General features: G+C 43.0%; 15 protein-coding genes. 8 read left to right on the top strand and 7 right to left on the bottom strand.

The window, feature by feature from the left end:
• Positions 1 to 2: 2 nt before the first annotated feature.
• A complete protein-coding gene (locus Q3A68_RS09825) occupies positions 3 to 650 on the bottom strand; it encodes a PH domain-containing protein (protein ID WP_302900899.1) in 648 nt (215 codons plus the stop codon).
• Positions 651 to 748: 98 nt separating this feature from the next.
• Positions 749 to 1735 carry a LuxE/PaaK family acyltransferase gene (locus tag Q3A68_RS09820; RefSeq protein ID WP_302900898.1) on the bottom strand — a complete coding sequence of 329 codons (987 nt, stop codon included), beginning with the start codon at positions 1733 to 1735 and terminating at the stop codon, positions 749 to 751.
• Between the two features lie 163 nt (positions 1736 to 1898).
• On the opposite strand from Q3A68_RS09820, the gene Q3A68_RS09815 reads away from it, so the two are divergent.
• Positions 1899 to 2378, top strand: a complete 480-nt coding sequence (locus tag Q3A68_RS09815; protein WP_302900897.1) for a DUF1203 domain-containing protein — start codon at positions 1899 to 1901, stop codon at positions 2376 to 2378.
• Between the two features lie 81 nt (positions 2379 to 2459).
• A complete protein-coding gene (locus Q3A68_RS09810) occupies positions 2460 to 3137 on the top strand; it encodes a lipid-binding SYLF domain-containing protein (protein ID WP_302900896.1) in 678 nt (225 codons plus the stop codon).
• A gap of 29 nt (positions 3138 to 3166) precedes the next feature.
• Here Q3A68_RS09810 and Q3A68_RS09805 read toward each other — a convergent pair whose 3' ends face one another.
• Together Q3A68_RS09805 and Q3A68_RS09800 are read right to left on the bottom strand one after the other, a co-directional pair.
• Positions 3167 to 3520 (bottom strand): hypothetical protein, encoded by a 354-nt coding sequence (locus Q3A68_RS09805; protein WP_302900895.1) that lies wholly within the window; start codon positions 3518 to 3520, stop codon positions 3167 to 3169.
• Between the two features lie 16 nt (positions 3521 to 3536).
• Positions 3537 to 5969, bottom strand: a complete 2433-nt coding sequence (locus Q3A68_RS09800; protein ID WP_302900894.1) for a penicillin acylase family protein — start codon at positions 5967 to 5969, stop codon at positions 3537 to 3539.
• Between the two features lie 115 nt (positions 5970 to 6084).
• On the opposite strand from Q3A68_RS09800, the gene Q3A68_RS09795 reads away from it, so the two are divergent.
• Positions 6085 to 6792: a DNA alkylation repair protein gene (locus Q3A68_RS09795; protein ID WP_302900893.1), complete on the top strand. Its 708-nt coding sequence runs from the start codon at positions 6085 to 6087 to the stop codon at positions 6790 to 6792.
• A 37-nt stretch (positions 6793 to 6829) separates the two neighbouring features.
• Here the strand turns inward: Q3A68_RS09795 and Q3A68_RS09790 are convergent, their stop codons facing one another.
• The gene (locus Q3A68_RS09790; protein ID WP_302900892.1) at positions 6830 to 7432 is read right to left on the bottom strand and encodes a hypothetical protein; all 603 of its coding nucleotides are present in this window, start codon (positions 7430 to 7432) and stop codon (positions 6830 to 6832) included.
• Between the two features lie 88 nt (positions 7433 to 7520).
• Entirely contained in the window at positions 7521 to 8372 is an 852-nt protein-coding gene (locus tag Q3A68_RS09785; RefSeq protein ID WP_302900891.1) for a helix-turn-helix domain-containing protein, read from the bottom strand.
• Positions 8373 to 8503: 131 nt separating this feature from the next.
• Here Q3A68_RS09785 and Q3A68_RS09780 point away from each other — a divergent pair, with 131 nt between their 5' ends.
• Positions 8504 to 9484, top strand: a complete 981-nt coding sequence (locus Q3A68_RS09780) for a phytanoyl-CoA dioxygenase family protein (protein WP_302900890.1) — start codon at positions 8504 to 8506, stop codon at positions 9482 to 9484.
• Between the two features lie 138 nt (positions 9485 to 9622).
• On the opposite strand, the gene Q3A68_RS09775 is transcribed toward Q3A68_RS09780, so the two are convergent.
• Positions 9623 to 9892, bottom strand: coding sequence for a VOC family protein (locus tag Q3A68_RS09775; protein WP_302900889.1), 270 nt, complete (start codon positions 9890 to 9892; stop codon positions 9623 to 9625).
• A gap of 74 nt (positions 9893 to 9966) precedes the next feature.
• On the opposite strand from Q3A68_RS09775, the gene Q3A68_RS09770 reads away from it, so the two are divergent.
• From Q3A68_RS09770 to pgmB, 4 genes are all read left to right on the top strand, one after another.
• Complete coding sequence (locus Q3A68_RS09770) at positions 9967 to 10539, top strand: Crp/Fnr family transcriptional regulator (protein WP_302900888.1); 573 nt, start codon at positions 9967 to 9969, stop codon at positions 10537 to 10539.
• Between the two features lie 73 nt (positions 10540 to 10612).
• Complete coding sequence (locus tag Q3A68_RS09765; protein WP_302900887.1) at positions 10613 to 11359, top strand: SDR family oxidoreductase; 747 nt, start codon at positions 10613 to 10615, stop codon at positions 11357 to 11359.
• A 296-nt stretch (positions 11360 to 11655) separates the two neighbouring features.
• On the top strand, positions 11656 to 13518 hold the full coding sequence (locus tag Q3A68_RS09760; protein WP_302900886.1) for a glycoside hydrolase family 13 protein: 1863 nt from the start codon (positions 11656 to 11658) through the stop codon (positions 13516 to 13518).
• A gap of 52 nt (positions 13519 to 13570) precedes the next feature.
• Positions 13571 to 14221: a beta-phosphoglucomutase gene (pgmB, locus tag Q3A68_RS09755; RefSeq protein ID WP_302900885.1), complete on the top strand. Its 651-nt coding sequence runs from the start codon at positions 13571 to 13573 to the stop codon at positions 14219 to 14221.
• Positions 14222 to 14232 lie beyond the last annotated feature (11 nt).

Below are 14232 nucleotides of genomic sequence, written 5' to 3'. Positions count from 1 at the left end.
GATTACAAATCGCTTAGCAGTTCCAGTTTCTTAGCATTATATTCTTCCTGCGAGATCAATCCATTCTCAAACAACGTTCTTAATTTTTTTAATTTTTCAGTCAGCTCATCCTGTTTTGGAACTTCGTGTACAGGAGGTGCAGCAACAGCAGGCTCTGGTGCAGGGCTGGGGGGAGCTGGTTGGGACTGCGCATTTGCGTGTTCGGCAAAGTTGATCGAGCCTGATTCAGCGCGTTTTTCTTCCAGATCGCGCAGGCGGCGTGCTTCGCGCTCTTCTTCTTTGCGTTGCTGAGCGTACTGATATAGCTTACGTGCCTGAACCTTAGGCAGGTAATCCACACCCATTTCGGCGCCATTGGTAGTTTTTACAGTAAAAATCGCACCGATGATTTCTTCTTTTATCAGCACATCAACAATATCTTTCCAAACAAAATCGATGAATTTTATGGATAGACCCAGGTTTGCCGGAGTGAAAAACAACACGCGTTTGTTGGTCAGTGCTACACAATCGGGTAGTATATTTACTAAAGGTTTCTTTTGAGTAGCTATATAAATAATTTCTTCACCTGTAGTCAGCAGGTCAACCAGCCGGGTATAAACTTTCTCTACTGCTTTCGGGTCTTGCTGGTCGTTCAAAAATTTCTCGATCATCTTTATACTTTTTATTGATGCACGCCAAAAATAATAAATATCTGTTAGTTACAAGTTAAGTTTATATAAGCGCGAATTGTTTCAAATTATTATCACCCTTATGCGATGAGAAGATTGCAGCCTCTTATATCAGAATTGTCAAAACGACCCAGGACCTGAAATGATCCGTCTTTGTAAACCTTTCCAAGATCCTGCGTAGCAATAAAAGAGCAGGAATTGATATTAGCCAGGTCAATCACATTGATGCCGCCGGTTTTTTCATTATCCAGTATAGTTATCGGGTCGTTCGTATCGCGGGTAATAACCCTCATCCAAGGCGGACAATTAAATATGCCGTTACCGTTAGAATAACCCTGGGATAATAACTCCGTCATCCCATATTCGGAATGGATGCCACTGACGCCAAAGCCTTTGCAAAGTGTTTGATGCAATTCCTCGCGGATCATTTCCTTACGGCGTCCTTTCATACCACCGGTTTCCATTACGATCAGTTCTGGGAAATCAATCGGGCTCTGTTCTGCAAAATCGAGTAACGCAAAGGTAACACCGATCAATAAGGTAGGTTTTTTTGACTTCTGCTGTTTTTCTAATTGGGCGAAAAGGTCATGATGATTGTATAGATAAAAGCCACTATCCGGGTTTTGTGATCTTTTTACCAAATCCTCAGCCATATAGATCAGCGATGATCCCTCACGTTCCAGATAGGAAGGTAATAACGCCAGAATACAGTAATCCCGAATATCGCCGTAAAACTGATCGAATGCACGGCGGAAACTTTCTTCGTACCAGCTCACGTCGGTCACCAGATGCCGGCTATTGATCATACCCGTGGTCCCTGAACTGGTAAAGGTAACCTGAACCTTATCCCCGCTGCTTACTACCCCATGCGATTTAAAAAAGCTGATAGGCAGGAAAGGGATCTTTTCAATATTATCAACCGAGTCAATATCCACCTTCAGATTGGTGATAAATTCCCGGTAAACTTCGCAGCGCTGTGCCTGAAAACGGAATACCTGCAAGGCGCATTCTGCAAATTGTTGTTCGTTGCTAATTGAAAATATTTGCTGCTTATCCGGGGCTGTCATCGTGCAAAGATAGGGGAATGTGCAGATGTGCAGATGCGAGAATGTGTAGATTATTGAAGACAAAAGCATTTTCTCGTCTGCACATCCGCACATCAAGTCCGCAAGTTCCGGGTTTTAAAAGCGTGCTGATAGCGGGAACTTTGGGTATCAAAACATAAATATTATGAGCAATTTTAAAATTGTACCGCTATCGAAAAACTATGTGCAGCACATTCGTGAAACACGGAAAGACGATTTTGACCATGAAGTGATCGAACAAACAGCAACAGGCGCCGGGCCATGCCGTGTATCATTAAAACCATTTGAGAAAGGCGTAGACAGACGTTTGTTATTTATGCACACACCGTTTGAGGTAGACAACGTCTACAATCAACCTGGGCCTGTGTTTATTAATGCCGATGATGTAGAGGAATACTCGGATATTTATCGTTTCCCGCCCGAAATCAAAGCTAACCGCAAGAGCTTCCCGCTTACATTAATAGGCTATAGCAGCCAGCAAATGATGGTATTAACCAGGATGGTTGGCGATGCTGATGTTGACGAAATGATAACTGATATATTTAATACCAATCCTGACGTGGCCTATTTGCATGCACGCAACTCGCAGGCTTGCTGTTTTATCTGCAAAATTGAACCTATCTGATTGATGGCTGGGGGCTAAGTGAAACAAGAAGCTGTTTTTCAAGGTTTGATAATATTATAATACTATTAAATAATCACACCTATGAAAAAGTTAAATTTTTTAATTGTTCCTGTTTTGCTAAGCTTCATTATTGTAATGACCTCCGCAATATCAGTAGATGGTGATAAGGAAACAGAACGATTACACAGCGCATCCAATGTCCTGAAGGATTTTGGTGCTATGAAAGAGGGTATCCCTCATAAATTAATATCACAATATGAAGGGGTTGTAATTATCCCCAAAACTATTAATGCAGGTTTAATTGTTGGTGCCAGGCGCGGTAAAGGTATAGCCATTGTAAAAATGCCCGATGGTAGATGGAGCGATCCTGTGTTTGTTACTATAACAGGCGGTAGCATCGGTGCTCAGATTGGTGTTCAATCTGTTGACCTGGTAATGGTTTTTAAACATAAAGGCGCATTGACCAAAGTTAAGAATGGCGATGTCACTATTGGTGGCGATCTGGCTGCTTCTGCAGGCCCGGTCGGTCGTTCAGCGTCAGCCAACACCGATTATAAGTTTGAGGCAGAAGTTTATTCTTATTCGCGCAGCCGCGGATTATTTGCTGGTATTACCATCAATGGTACAAGCTTGTCTATTGATAAAGACGCCAACCATAACTACTATGGCGAAGGCATGAGTGCGCATGATATCTTTGAAACTACCAGGAGCAACACTATTGCTGTGAAGCATTTGAAGGAAACACTCGCTAGTTTATAAAAACCAAATTTAACGAGAAGGGAGCCCGGTTATGCCGGGCTTTTTACTTTAAAAATAGCTTTTTTAGTCAAAATTCCTGATAAGGCAGCCATACCACCGACCAATCCGCCAATAAGGGCGGTGATCAGTAACAGTAACACCCACTGATGAGGTAAAGGGAATAGCTGGATCACGCGACTGGCAAGTATATTATCATTTGGGATGCTCTTTATAAGAGCGAGTATCACCCACAAAATGAATATTGCCCCAAAACCTGACCAAAAGGCTTTACCTGAGGTTTTGCCGATGAACAGTGCAGCCAAAAATGCAATCAAGGCAGCCGCCCACCAGGGCAATAGGTAACTGCTAATGAAGGATAGTATGAGGATGATGAGGAATAACATATAGCCTGTACTTAATTTATTTGTTCAATATCAAGGTTGATTTTATCCTGTCTGATTGTTCATCCGCAGACTGTAAAAACAACAATTCATTTAGTTTGCCGTCCCTCCAGGTCGTGAACATATCTTCATAATAAAAGCTGCCCGGGTTTCCCGACTCCCCGCCCGGAAATACGCCAAACCCTTTTACCTGGGGACCCATCTGTACCACCATGCGCCAGGACGGGCCATTGCCCCCTCGCAAAGCATTGATCACTGCGCCAGTGCCACTTGCATAAAAATGGCCCGTTCCAAATCCGGGTAAATTTGCCAGATGATTTATATGCGTATCCTTTACATTACCCCATTGCCATTTTTCGCCAGGCTCACCATAACTTTTCAGAAGTTGATCTGCTATTGCAACAAAAGATTGCATTGCAACGTCCGCACAGGTTTCTTTAACAGGAGTGCTTTTTATATCGAACCATTTAGAGTTTGGCTCGGTCAGCAACAGTTTTTCAGTCCGGTCAAATGACGGTACATTCAGCAACATTTTATCATCTCTAAATTCGTCCCAAATCACATCGTTAAGTTTTAACCACCAGGCATTAAAAATGGAAGCGCCTATTGAGTTAGCAGCAAAGTGTTTGTCCCATTTTTTTACTATTTGAAAGACTTTAAGCTGATTAGCATGCAGTTTTGAGGTATCGATATAACGAAGCATGGTAGGTAATATATCCTGTGCACGCATGCTGTAATTGTCCATCTGCATCAAACGTATACTATCAATTGTGGCGTTTTGCATTGCCTTCAACCTGTCGTTGATGCGTTTGCCCCGGTCATAAAGCTCAAAGCGCCAGTTGATATAGTAGGGATAAGTCTGATCAGTTGAAGACTGGTTTGCTGAACTAACAAAGCCCCTGGGTGGGTTTTTTACTGTCGGGTTTTGGTCGTATGGTATCCAACCTTGCCAGTCGTTTGCCGGGTCGCTGCCGTCCATAATGAATTTACCCTGGTCTTTATATTTAAGCGGCATTTTGCCGTTGGGGGTGATGGCAATGTCTTTATCATTGCTTGCAAAAATGAAGTTCTGCGCGGGGGCAGTATAATAAGTCAATGCTTTGCGGTAATCGTCATAATTTTTCCCACGGTTGAGCAGATAAAAGGTCAGAAACTCATTTGACTCGTCATGAGCTATCCAGCGTAAGGCATCGCCAACCGGAATATTGTTATGAGCGTCTTTCGGTTTCTGCGAAACATTATCATATACCACCGGGCCATGGTGCGTGTAAATTACTGTATCATAGATAGGTTGTTGCCCTCTTATATTAATCACTTCAACACGCTTACTGGTTTTATTCCACCTATTGTTATACCAGTATTCATTTTTACTGTTGTCCTTAAATTTTATCTGGTACCAGTCCAGTACGGCAGCGTCTACATTAGTTACACCCCAGCTGATCTTTTGGTTATAACCAATTACAATGCAAGGTGCGCCGGGCAACGAAACGCCATAAACATTTACGGTAGGAGATGTCATCTGCAATTGGTACCAGATGGACGGGAACGTTAAATTCAAATGCGGGTCGTTAGCAAGTATCGGATAACCGGAAGCCGATTTATTGCCCGCGATTGCCCAGTTATTGCTGCCGATGCCAGGTACGCGTTCTTTGGGTTTAATAGTGTCAGTCATCAAAGCGATAAAATCTTTGGATGGCTTTGGAACAGGCAAAGGCTTAAAGTTCCATTGCGTACCAACAGGTATGATCGGATCTTCATGAAACGGGTAATCGGGAAACAGATCGTTTACATCCTTTGCGCCAAACCGTTTTAGATCATTAGTCATCGCAAACTGGTCTGAACCACCTGCCAGTGTCTCCGACATGAGTTTGAGCAGGTAAGCACAATTGATAGGCTTCCATTCCTCAGGTGCATAACCGAGGAGTTTAAACTCAATTGGATAATCGCGTTTGTTGAGATGGTGGATATAACTGTTCACACCCTCGGTGTATGCATCTATCACGCCTTTCATTACCGGATCTTTCATTATGCCTTTTAAGGTGTTTTCGGCACCATAGGTCATACCCATGTGGCGGTGATAACGATCAACATCAAGAGCCTTCGGTCCTGCAATTTCAGAAAGGCGGCCTGCTGCGCTACGGGTTTGAATATCCATTTGCCAGAGACGGTCGCGCGCCGTAAGATAACCTTGGGCATAATACAGATCATGATCGTTCTCCGCAAAGATGTGCGGTATCCTGTGTTCGTCGAAACGGATGGTTACTTTCCCCTGCAAGCCCACCAGGTGCAGATTTTCTTCGGACTTGAGGTTTTTGCTTTCGGCATTTTGCCAGAAACCGGAAACCGGGTTCAGAAATTCACCAACTGGAGGCACATCGCCAAATTTTGTTTGCAATGCCCAGATCAATAATACTGTAATAGCTATGGAAAATAAGGCTTTAAAGAGTTTCATCAGGTTGGATTAGCCTTGACTAAGATAAATAAAAGACCTGATTTAATATTTAAGCTAATAAGAATTTTGGATTGTGTTTTTCTAAATTTACGTGACACTTCATCACATCAAGTATATGACAGTACAGGAAATAATGGATGACTTGAAAGCTCATGGCAGCGACAGCATCAAAAAAATATTACTGAAACATGGCGTGAAAGAACCTTTTTTCGGGGTAAAAATAGAGTACATGAAGCCAATACAGAAAAAAGTGAAGATGGATTACCAGTTAGCCAAAGATCTGTACGCAACCGGTAATGCCGATGCTATGTACCTGGCCGGCCTTATTGCTGACGATGATAAAATGACCAAATCTGACTTGCAGACCTGGGCTACCCAGGCTGTCTCAAACAATATAAGTGAATATACAGTGCCCTGGGTGGCTACCGGCAATAAACACGGTTTTGAACTGGCTTTGGAATGGATCGATTCACCCGAGGAATACATTGCCGCAGCGGGATGGTCGACATTAAGTAACCTGGTGTCATTTAAGCCCGATAATCAATTGGATATATCCGAATTAAGACGCCTTTTGGCGAGAGTGGCTAAAACCATTCATTCGTCTGCAAACCGGGTACGGTCAACCATGAATGGATTTTTGATCGCTGTAGGAACGTATGTTGCTGAATTGTCAGAAGAAGCTATTGCGACAGCAAAAAATATCGGTGCTGTAATGGTAGAGAAGGAGGGAACATCCTGTAAAGTGCCGGATGCTGCTGAGTATATTTTGAAAGCAAAGAATAAAAATGCGATCGGTAAAAAGAAAAAGACCGTGAAGTGTTAACACGGCCTTTTTTATGTTTAATTAAAATTGTACTTGTTTATTGCGGACGAACTTTTACCTGAAACCGGTTGCTTCCAAAAGTAGTGGTATCAGAAGTAGCAATATCGAAGTTGTAACCGCAATGTACTGATAAATCAAGTGAATCCTTCTTTAACCCATCCAACAACCATACATGGTATTTTGCGGGGATTGAATCGCTTTGAATTAAGCTTAATTTGTATACGGCACTTGATTTGCCATAAACATATAACTTAATGCAATCCCCCAGTTGTTTTAGAGGGAGTTCATTTACAGATAGTTTTACTCCATTGCTAGATAGGCTTGTGAGGGTTTCCTGACCAAAGCCCTGGAAATAAATCGCATCCTCGCTGGGTACATAACTCGCTTTTGCCTGAGGAGTAAAGTATATGACGATATTAGTTTTATTAACGGTGTCTTTTTTAAGTTCAAGCTTTATGAAGCCTGTAACATTTAAAATAGTATCAGTAACTGACGTATTGCCTGGCGTTAATGAGCCTGTGGTTGGGGTAACAGCAGTAGTGCTGGTTGGTGTATTTGCTTCAGGGGCAACAGATACATCTTTTTGACAAGATGTCCAGGCCACTGATACAATAACAAGGAGGTAAATTAATTTTTTCATTTTCGCTGACTAAAATTGCCGGAGGCGTGATTTCGCTTCCGACAAGGTTTTATACGCAGCTGATTTGAAAAGAGTTATATAAATTTTATTAATGTCTTGAAATCCAGCTTTTTTTGAAATCTGAAGGGTTTTGGCCTACAATCCTGTTAAAGAGCTTATTAAAGTACGAAAGGCTCTCAAAGCCCACTGCATAGCATGTTTCTGTAATATTCTTGTCCTGCATCAGCTGATTTTTGGCCATGTCTATGCGATATTGATTGACAAAATCGGTAAAGGTCATATTAGTTTGCCTTTTGAAATAACGGCAAAATGCAGGAGTAGTTAAATGCACTTTCTCAGCTACTATATTCACATCAGGTTTGCGGTTGTAATTAGCATCAATATATTCATAGATGGCGCCCATCCTGATCTTATCTTTCAAAAAGAACTGGATGCTCAGCTCGTCGTCATTTAATAGTTCAAAATCTTTGGCATTGGCTAAAACCTGGAATATCCCGATAAGCTCTATCAGTTGCTGAAATGAGTTAAGTTGTTGAAGCATCTTCAGTCTATCTACTACTAAAGCCTTGGTATCGGCGCCAAAGGCAACACCTGACGCAGCTTTTTTAAATAACTGTTGGATGGTTGAAAATTCGGGTGCCAGGCTGATGGCTGATCCCAGGAAATCTTCGCGCAATTGTATCACTACCTGGTGGTAATCGCTGCGCAGGCGATAATCAAAATTAAGATGCGGAATATTACTCCCGATGAACACAAGATCGCTTTGGGTATAACCCGAGATATGCGAGCCCACGTGCCTGATACCGGCATCTGCCTCTACATAAACCAATTCGATTTCTGGATGGTAATGCCAAAGAAACGTGTTGCGTAAACGTGGCGAAAATAGCTTAAACGATTTTCCTGGTTCAAATTCAACCTTCTCGAGTTGTATCTCATTCATTTGTATTGCCTGTTTATTTAATATAAAATTATCAATTATGTTAATACAGAGCAAATATTGGTTATTGTAAAGGATAAAAGCCCTTTATGATCGCGCTACTTTTGATTTGTAAACCAAGAGATAAACAGAAAATGGAAAATAAGACAATGGCTGCTACCATGACGCCAACCATGAACCCAGAAAATGCCCATAAAGAAATACCAGGCAACCCGTCAACCGCAAAATCAAGCCAACTGAAACTGAATGATCGCAGCAATGGCAAACCGTTGCGTGTGCTAAGCGAAGACGACTGGAAATTTTGGATCGAGAACGGTTATGTTGTCATAAAAAATGCTGTGCCCAGAGAGCAAGCGGAACGATTGGCCGCTTACCTATGGAAATATGAAGATAAAGATCCCAACGATATAGAAACCTGGTACAAACGCCCGAACGCTCAAATGCAGATGACAGAGTTGAACAATACGGGCATGGTTGAAATATACAACCACCAATATATGTGGGATAACCGCCAATACCCAAAAGTGCATGATGCATTTGCGGATGTTTGGGGTACTGACAAGCTTTGGGTAACCATCGACCGCGCTAACCTGAACTTCCCGTTAAGGCCGGGCTTTGAATATAAAGGCTTTATTCATTGGGATTATGACCCGGAAACCAGGCCACAAAATGTGCAGGGCGTACTGGCTTTGGCAGATCAGACTGATGAAAATATGGGGGGCTTTCAGTGTATCCCTGAATTATACCGTACGTATGATACCTGGAAACTGACTCAACCTGACGACCGAGATCACTATAAACCCGATACCACAGGATTTGAAATTGTGAAAGTGAAACTGGAAGCAGGTGATTTGCTGATATTCAATAGTTTGGAGCCACATGGCATACGTGCAAATACCAGCGGCAATAAAGTGCGTATAGCACAGTACATTGCCATGATGCCTGCGCAGGAAGATAACGAAGAGTTACGCCAATGGCGCATTAACAGCTGGCAAAGCCGTGAAGCCATGCAGGGTTATGCTTTTCCCGGCGACCCGCTGGAACGTGAAAAGAAAAACCCGGTGGCTGAATTGAGCCCGCTGGGTAGAAAATTGCTGGGGCTTGACAGGTGGTAGGAAAAGATTTATGGTAGAGATGCAATATATTGCGTCTCTACCAGATGTTCTTAAATCATTCCTGGTGCAAACTCCATGAGTTACCATCCGGATCTATTACGGTTGCAAATTTACCCCATGGTGTTTCGTCAACCTTACCTACTTTGATACCCTCGCATTTAGCGCTTTTATTTCCTCATCCATATCGTCTATATGAATAACGAAACCCTGAATGCTGCCCGGTTTTAGTTCGGGAAACCAGGTGACCAGGGTGATAGAAACAGCTTCCTGTCCTGGTAGTGCCATTTGAACCCATTTTTGTGTTTCAAAAGGTGCTTCAACCAGTAAATTAAAGCCAAGTTTTAAATAAAACTGTTTTGCCGCTTCCTGGTCAGTAACCGGAATAGAGATAATAGAGATCGCTTTCATGATGATTTATAGAATTGGTTTACGAAGGTAAAAATGAAAAGCTGTTTTACCCGGATTATCTATAGCTTTATCGCATGATCGATTCTCTTATCAATTTTCTACGTTTGTTTAAAAACATTCCCCAAGCTGATGCCGAAATTATCGAAAGCGAGTTAAGTTTCCGCAAAGTCGCCGAAGACGAAGTCTTGTTTGAAGAAGGGCATATTTGTCGCGAAATGTTTTTTATATGCAAGGGCGTGCTGCGTATTGTCGCCCAAAATGATAAGGGAAATAGGATGACCTACTTTTTCCTTAAAGAAAACCAGTTTTGCAGCATCCTGAATAGCTTTAATAACAATATCCCGTCGCTTGAAGGAATAGAAGCTGCCTGTGAGGCAGAATTAGTGGTGCTAAAAAAACAAAAGTTGTACAATCTGTATGAGAAGCTGCCGTACCTGAAAGAATTGATCACCGGAATCACCACTCAATCCTTACTGGAAAAAATAAATGTGCGCAATTCATATTTAGGAGAAGACGCGGCTACCCGATATCGTCATTTCCTGATGCGCCAACCCGATATTGCTTTGCGTGTATCATTGAGTGATATTGCTTCTTACCTGGGCATCACCCAGCAATCCCTAAGCCGCATCAGAAAAAATATGCGCTAGTTCCTTTTTACCATTTGTTAAATGGGCCCTCGTTTGTGTTGAGGACCTTTGTTGATCAATAAAATAACAAATCATGGAAGACAAAGAAACATTTGTAAAAAGTAGTTTAAATGGTAAACGGGTAGTATTAATAGGCGGAACCTCAGGCTTTGGATTGGCTACCGCGAAAGCCGCAGCAGCCGATAATGCGGGTTTGGTTGTAGTATCCAGCAGGCAAAGCAGCGTAGATAAAGCATTGAGGGCATTACCTGATGGAACTGAGGGCTATGTTGTGGATATAACCGACGAGCAAGGGGTAGACGAATTATTTAAGAAAATTGGTGAGTTTGATCACCTGATCTTTTCAGCAGGGGAGACTTTGCAGATCGGTAATTTGGCCGATGCAAACATCGCTGATTCCCGTAAATTTTTTAATGTGCGCTACTGGGGAGCTTTGATGGCGGTCAAATATGGGAGTCCGTATATCCGCAAAGGAGGTTCCATTATTTTGACTAATGGTATTGTAGGCATCCGCCCTTGGAAAGGCTGGTCGGTAGCTGCGAGCATAGCAGGGGCCGTTGAATCGCTTACCAAAGGTTTAGCCATCGACCTGGCGCCAATACGCGTAAATGCTGTCTGCGCGGGTATGGTGAAAACCGATCTGTGGAACAATATTCCGGAGGCTGACCGTGAAGCCATGTACAATGAAGTTGGAAGCAAACTATTGACTGGCAGAGTTGGAGAGGCAGAAGATATTGCTGAAGCTTATATTTTTCTGATGAAAGGAAATTACACTACTGGCCAGGTGATTGTGGTGGATGGAGGTAATGTGCTGGTGTAAATAATTCCTGAAAAATAAAAGTGCTCTGACAAGTGCGATTCCTTCCTTGGGGAAGGAGAGGTAGAGGTTTATGCAGCGATGCAATCACCAATAGCCCCCCTCCACCAATACACAATTCAACCGCACTCCTCCCCGAGGTGGGAATTGTTATTAATCTTTTGGAAGCGATAGGTTTTAACCCTGTCGCTTTTCATTTCCAATCATTTTCACTTTTTCCGGCAGGCAATCCAAATTATATTAAATTTGGGACGCAGTAACCAGGTGTCTTGTACCTTGTTATTTTAAAGAACCTGATTATGAGAAAATCATTGTTTCTTACAATTTGTTGTATCTATATGATCCACCACGCCTCTGCCCAAGTACCCGCCCTGGAACGTGTTGAACCGATGTTCTGGTGGACGGGGATGAGCAATCCTAATCTACAGTTGATCGTACATGGTAAAGACATTGCTCACAGAAATGTTGAACTACATTACCGCGGCGTAAAATTGGTTGAGGTGCACAAAGTTGACAATCCAAATTATTTGTTCATCGACCTGCATATTTCTTCTTCCGCATCTCCGGGAACGTTCCCGATAAATTTCACCAGAGCAAAAGCAAAGACTTTAACTTACCAATACGAATTAAAAAAACGTGATCATTCTAAAGCTCGTGCGCAGGGTGTCACAAACCAGGACCTGATTTACCTGATTATGCCCGACCGTTTCTCGAATGGCGACCCAAGCACCGATTCGTTTCCTAATATGCGCGAAAAAGGCATCCGCCGCGATTCGATGTTTAGCCGTCACGGGGGAGATATACAGGGCATCATCAATCATCTCGATTACCTGAAAGATTTGGGTGTTACGGCTATCTGGCTGACGCCCGTTGTTGAGAACGATGAGCCTAAAGCATCTTATCACGGTTATGCGGTAACAGATCATTACAAAATCGATCCGCGTTATGGTACAAATGAATTATATAAGGAGTTTGTAGAGAAATGCCATAAGATGGGGTTAAAAGTGATCATGGACCTGGTGCATAATCACGCCGGGACTGAGGGTTACACGATTCACGATATGCCAATGCGCGATTGGGTGCACCGCTGGCCGGAATTTACCAAATCCAACTTCCGCGATCAGGCGGTAATGGACCCGCATGCCTCCGAGTCAGATCGCAAACAAATGCTGGATGGGTGGTTTGACCGCCGGATGGCCGATATGAACGAAAATAATCCGTTCGTACAACGTTTCCTTACCCAAAATCATATCTGGTGGGTAGAGTATTCAGGGGCGGATGGGTTTAGATTGGACACCTATCCCTATAACGATCCGCAATTTATGGCTGAGTGGGCTAAGGAAGTTAGAAAGCAGTTCCCGAACCTGTCCATTTTTGGTGAGACGCTGGTGTGGTCGGTGCCTAACCAGGCATTTTTTTCTGAAGGCAATACCGTAAACCGTGGACTGGACACCCACTTGCCCGGAGTAACTGACGGCGTACTAAAGGAAGCAATTTATGAAGCCCTGAACGGTAAAGAAGGCTGGACGGATGGGGTGAACCGCTTGTACTCGGTTCTGGCGCAGGACTTTTTGTACAAGGACCCTACTAAGAATACCATCTTCCTTGATAATCACGATATGAGCCGTTTCTTTTCGGTGGTAGGTGAGGATATAACCAAGTACAAATCGGGAATGGCGATGTTACTTACCCTGCGGGGCGTTCCGCAGATGTATTATGGTGACGAGATACTAATGAAAAACTTTTCTGACCCTGATGGCCTGGTGCGCGAGGATTTTCCGGGAGGATGGGCGGATGATAAAATAAATAAATTCAAAGCCGAAGGTCGGAATGAAAAGGAAAATGATGCCTTTAATTATGTACGCACACTGGCCAATTACCGTAAGAATACTACCGCCCTTCAAACCGGAAAATTAATGCAGTATATCCCTGAGGATGGCGTTTATTTGTACTTCAGGTATGATGACCTGAAAACGGTAATGATAGTTTATAACAGTCGCGATAAAGAGCAAACGATTTCAACCGGACGCTATGTTGAACGCATAAACGGGACATTAAAAGCCCGGAATGTGATTACCGACCAGGTGACGGAAATATCCAAATTAACTATTCCGGCTAAGGCTACTTTGGTGCTGGAATTATTACCCAACAATACACATTAATACCAATAACCCAGACCAACAGACTCTTAATCTGCGGGTCGTCTTAAGACAAATGACAACTATAAAAGCATGCATTTTTGACCTTGACGGGGTGATCGTCGACACAGCGGTTTACCATTACAAGGCCTGGAAACGACTGGCAAATGAGCTCGGTTTTGATATAACCGAAGAGCAAAACGAAAACCTGAAAGGGGTGAGCCGTATGCGCTCGCTCGACCTGGTCCTTCAGTGGGGAGGAGTAACTAAGACTGATGCCGAAAAAGAAGAACTGGCAACACGGAAAAATACCTGGTATGTGGAAATGATCAATAAAATGACACCAGATGAGATATTGCCCGGTGCAAAGGAGTTTCTGCAAGCTTGCATCGATGCCGGGTTGAAGACCGCTTTAGGTTCAGCCAGCAAAAACTCAGCGACCATATTGGAAAAAGTAGGTATCGCACACTTCTTCAATGTCGTGATCGATGGTAATAAAGTGAGTAAACCCAAACCCGACCCGGAAGTGTTTCTAAAAGGAGCTGAAGAATTGGGTATACCTGCTGAAAATTGCGTCGTCTTTGAAGATGCCATAGCCGGCGTTGAAGCAGCGCATAACGGCGGTATGAAGGCTGTTGGGATCGGTTCGCCACAGGTGCTTACCGAAGCTGATTTAGTGATAAGTGGTTTGGATAAAATGACACTGGTAAAATTAAAAGAGTTATAAAACTATGTCAT

The organism is Mucilaginibacter tolerans, from assembly GCF_030519375.1.
Classification (GTDB): Bacteria; Bacteroidota; Bacteroidia; order Sphingobacteriales; family Sphingobacteriaceae; genus Mucilaginibacter.
This window is presented reverse-complemented; position numbering and strand designations above follow the sequence as displayed.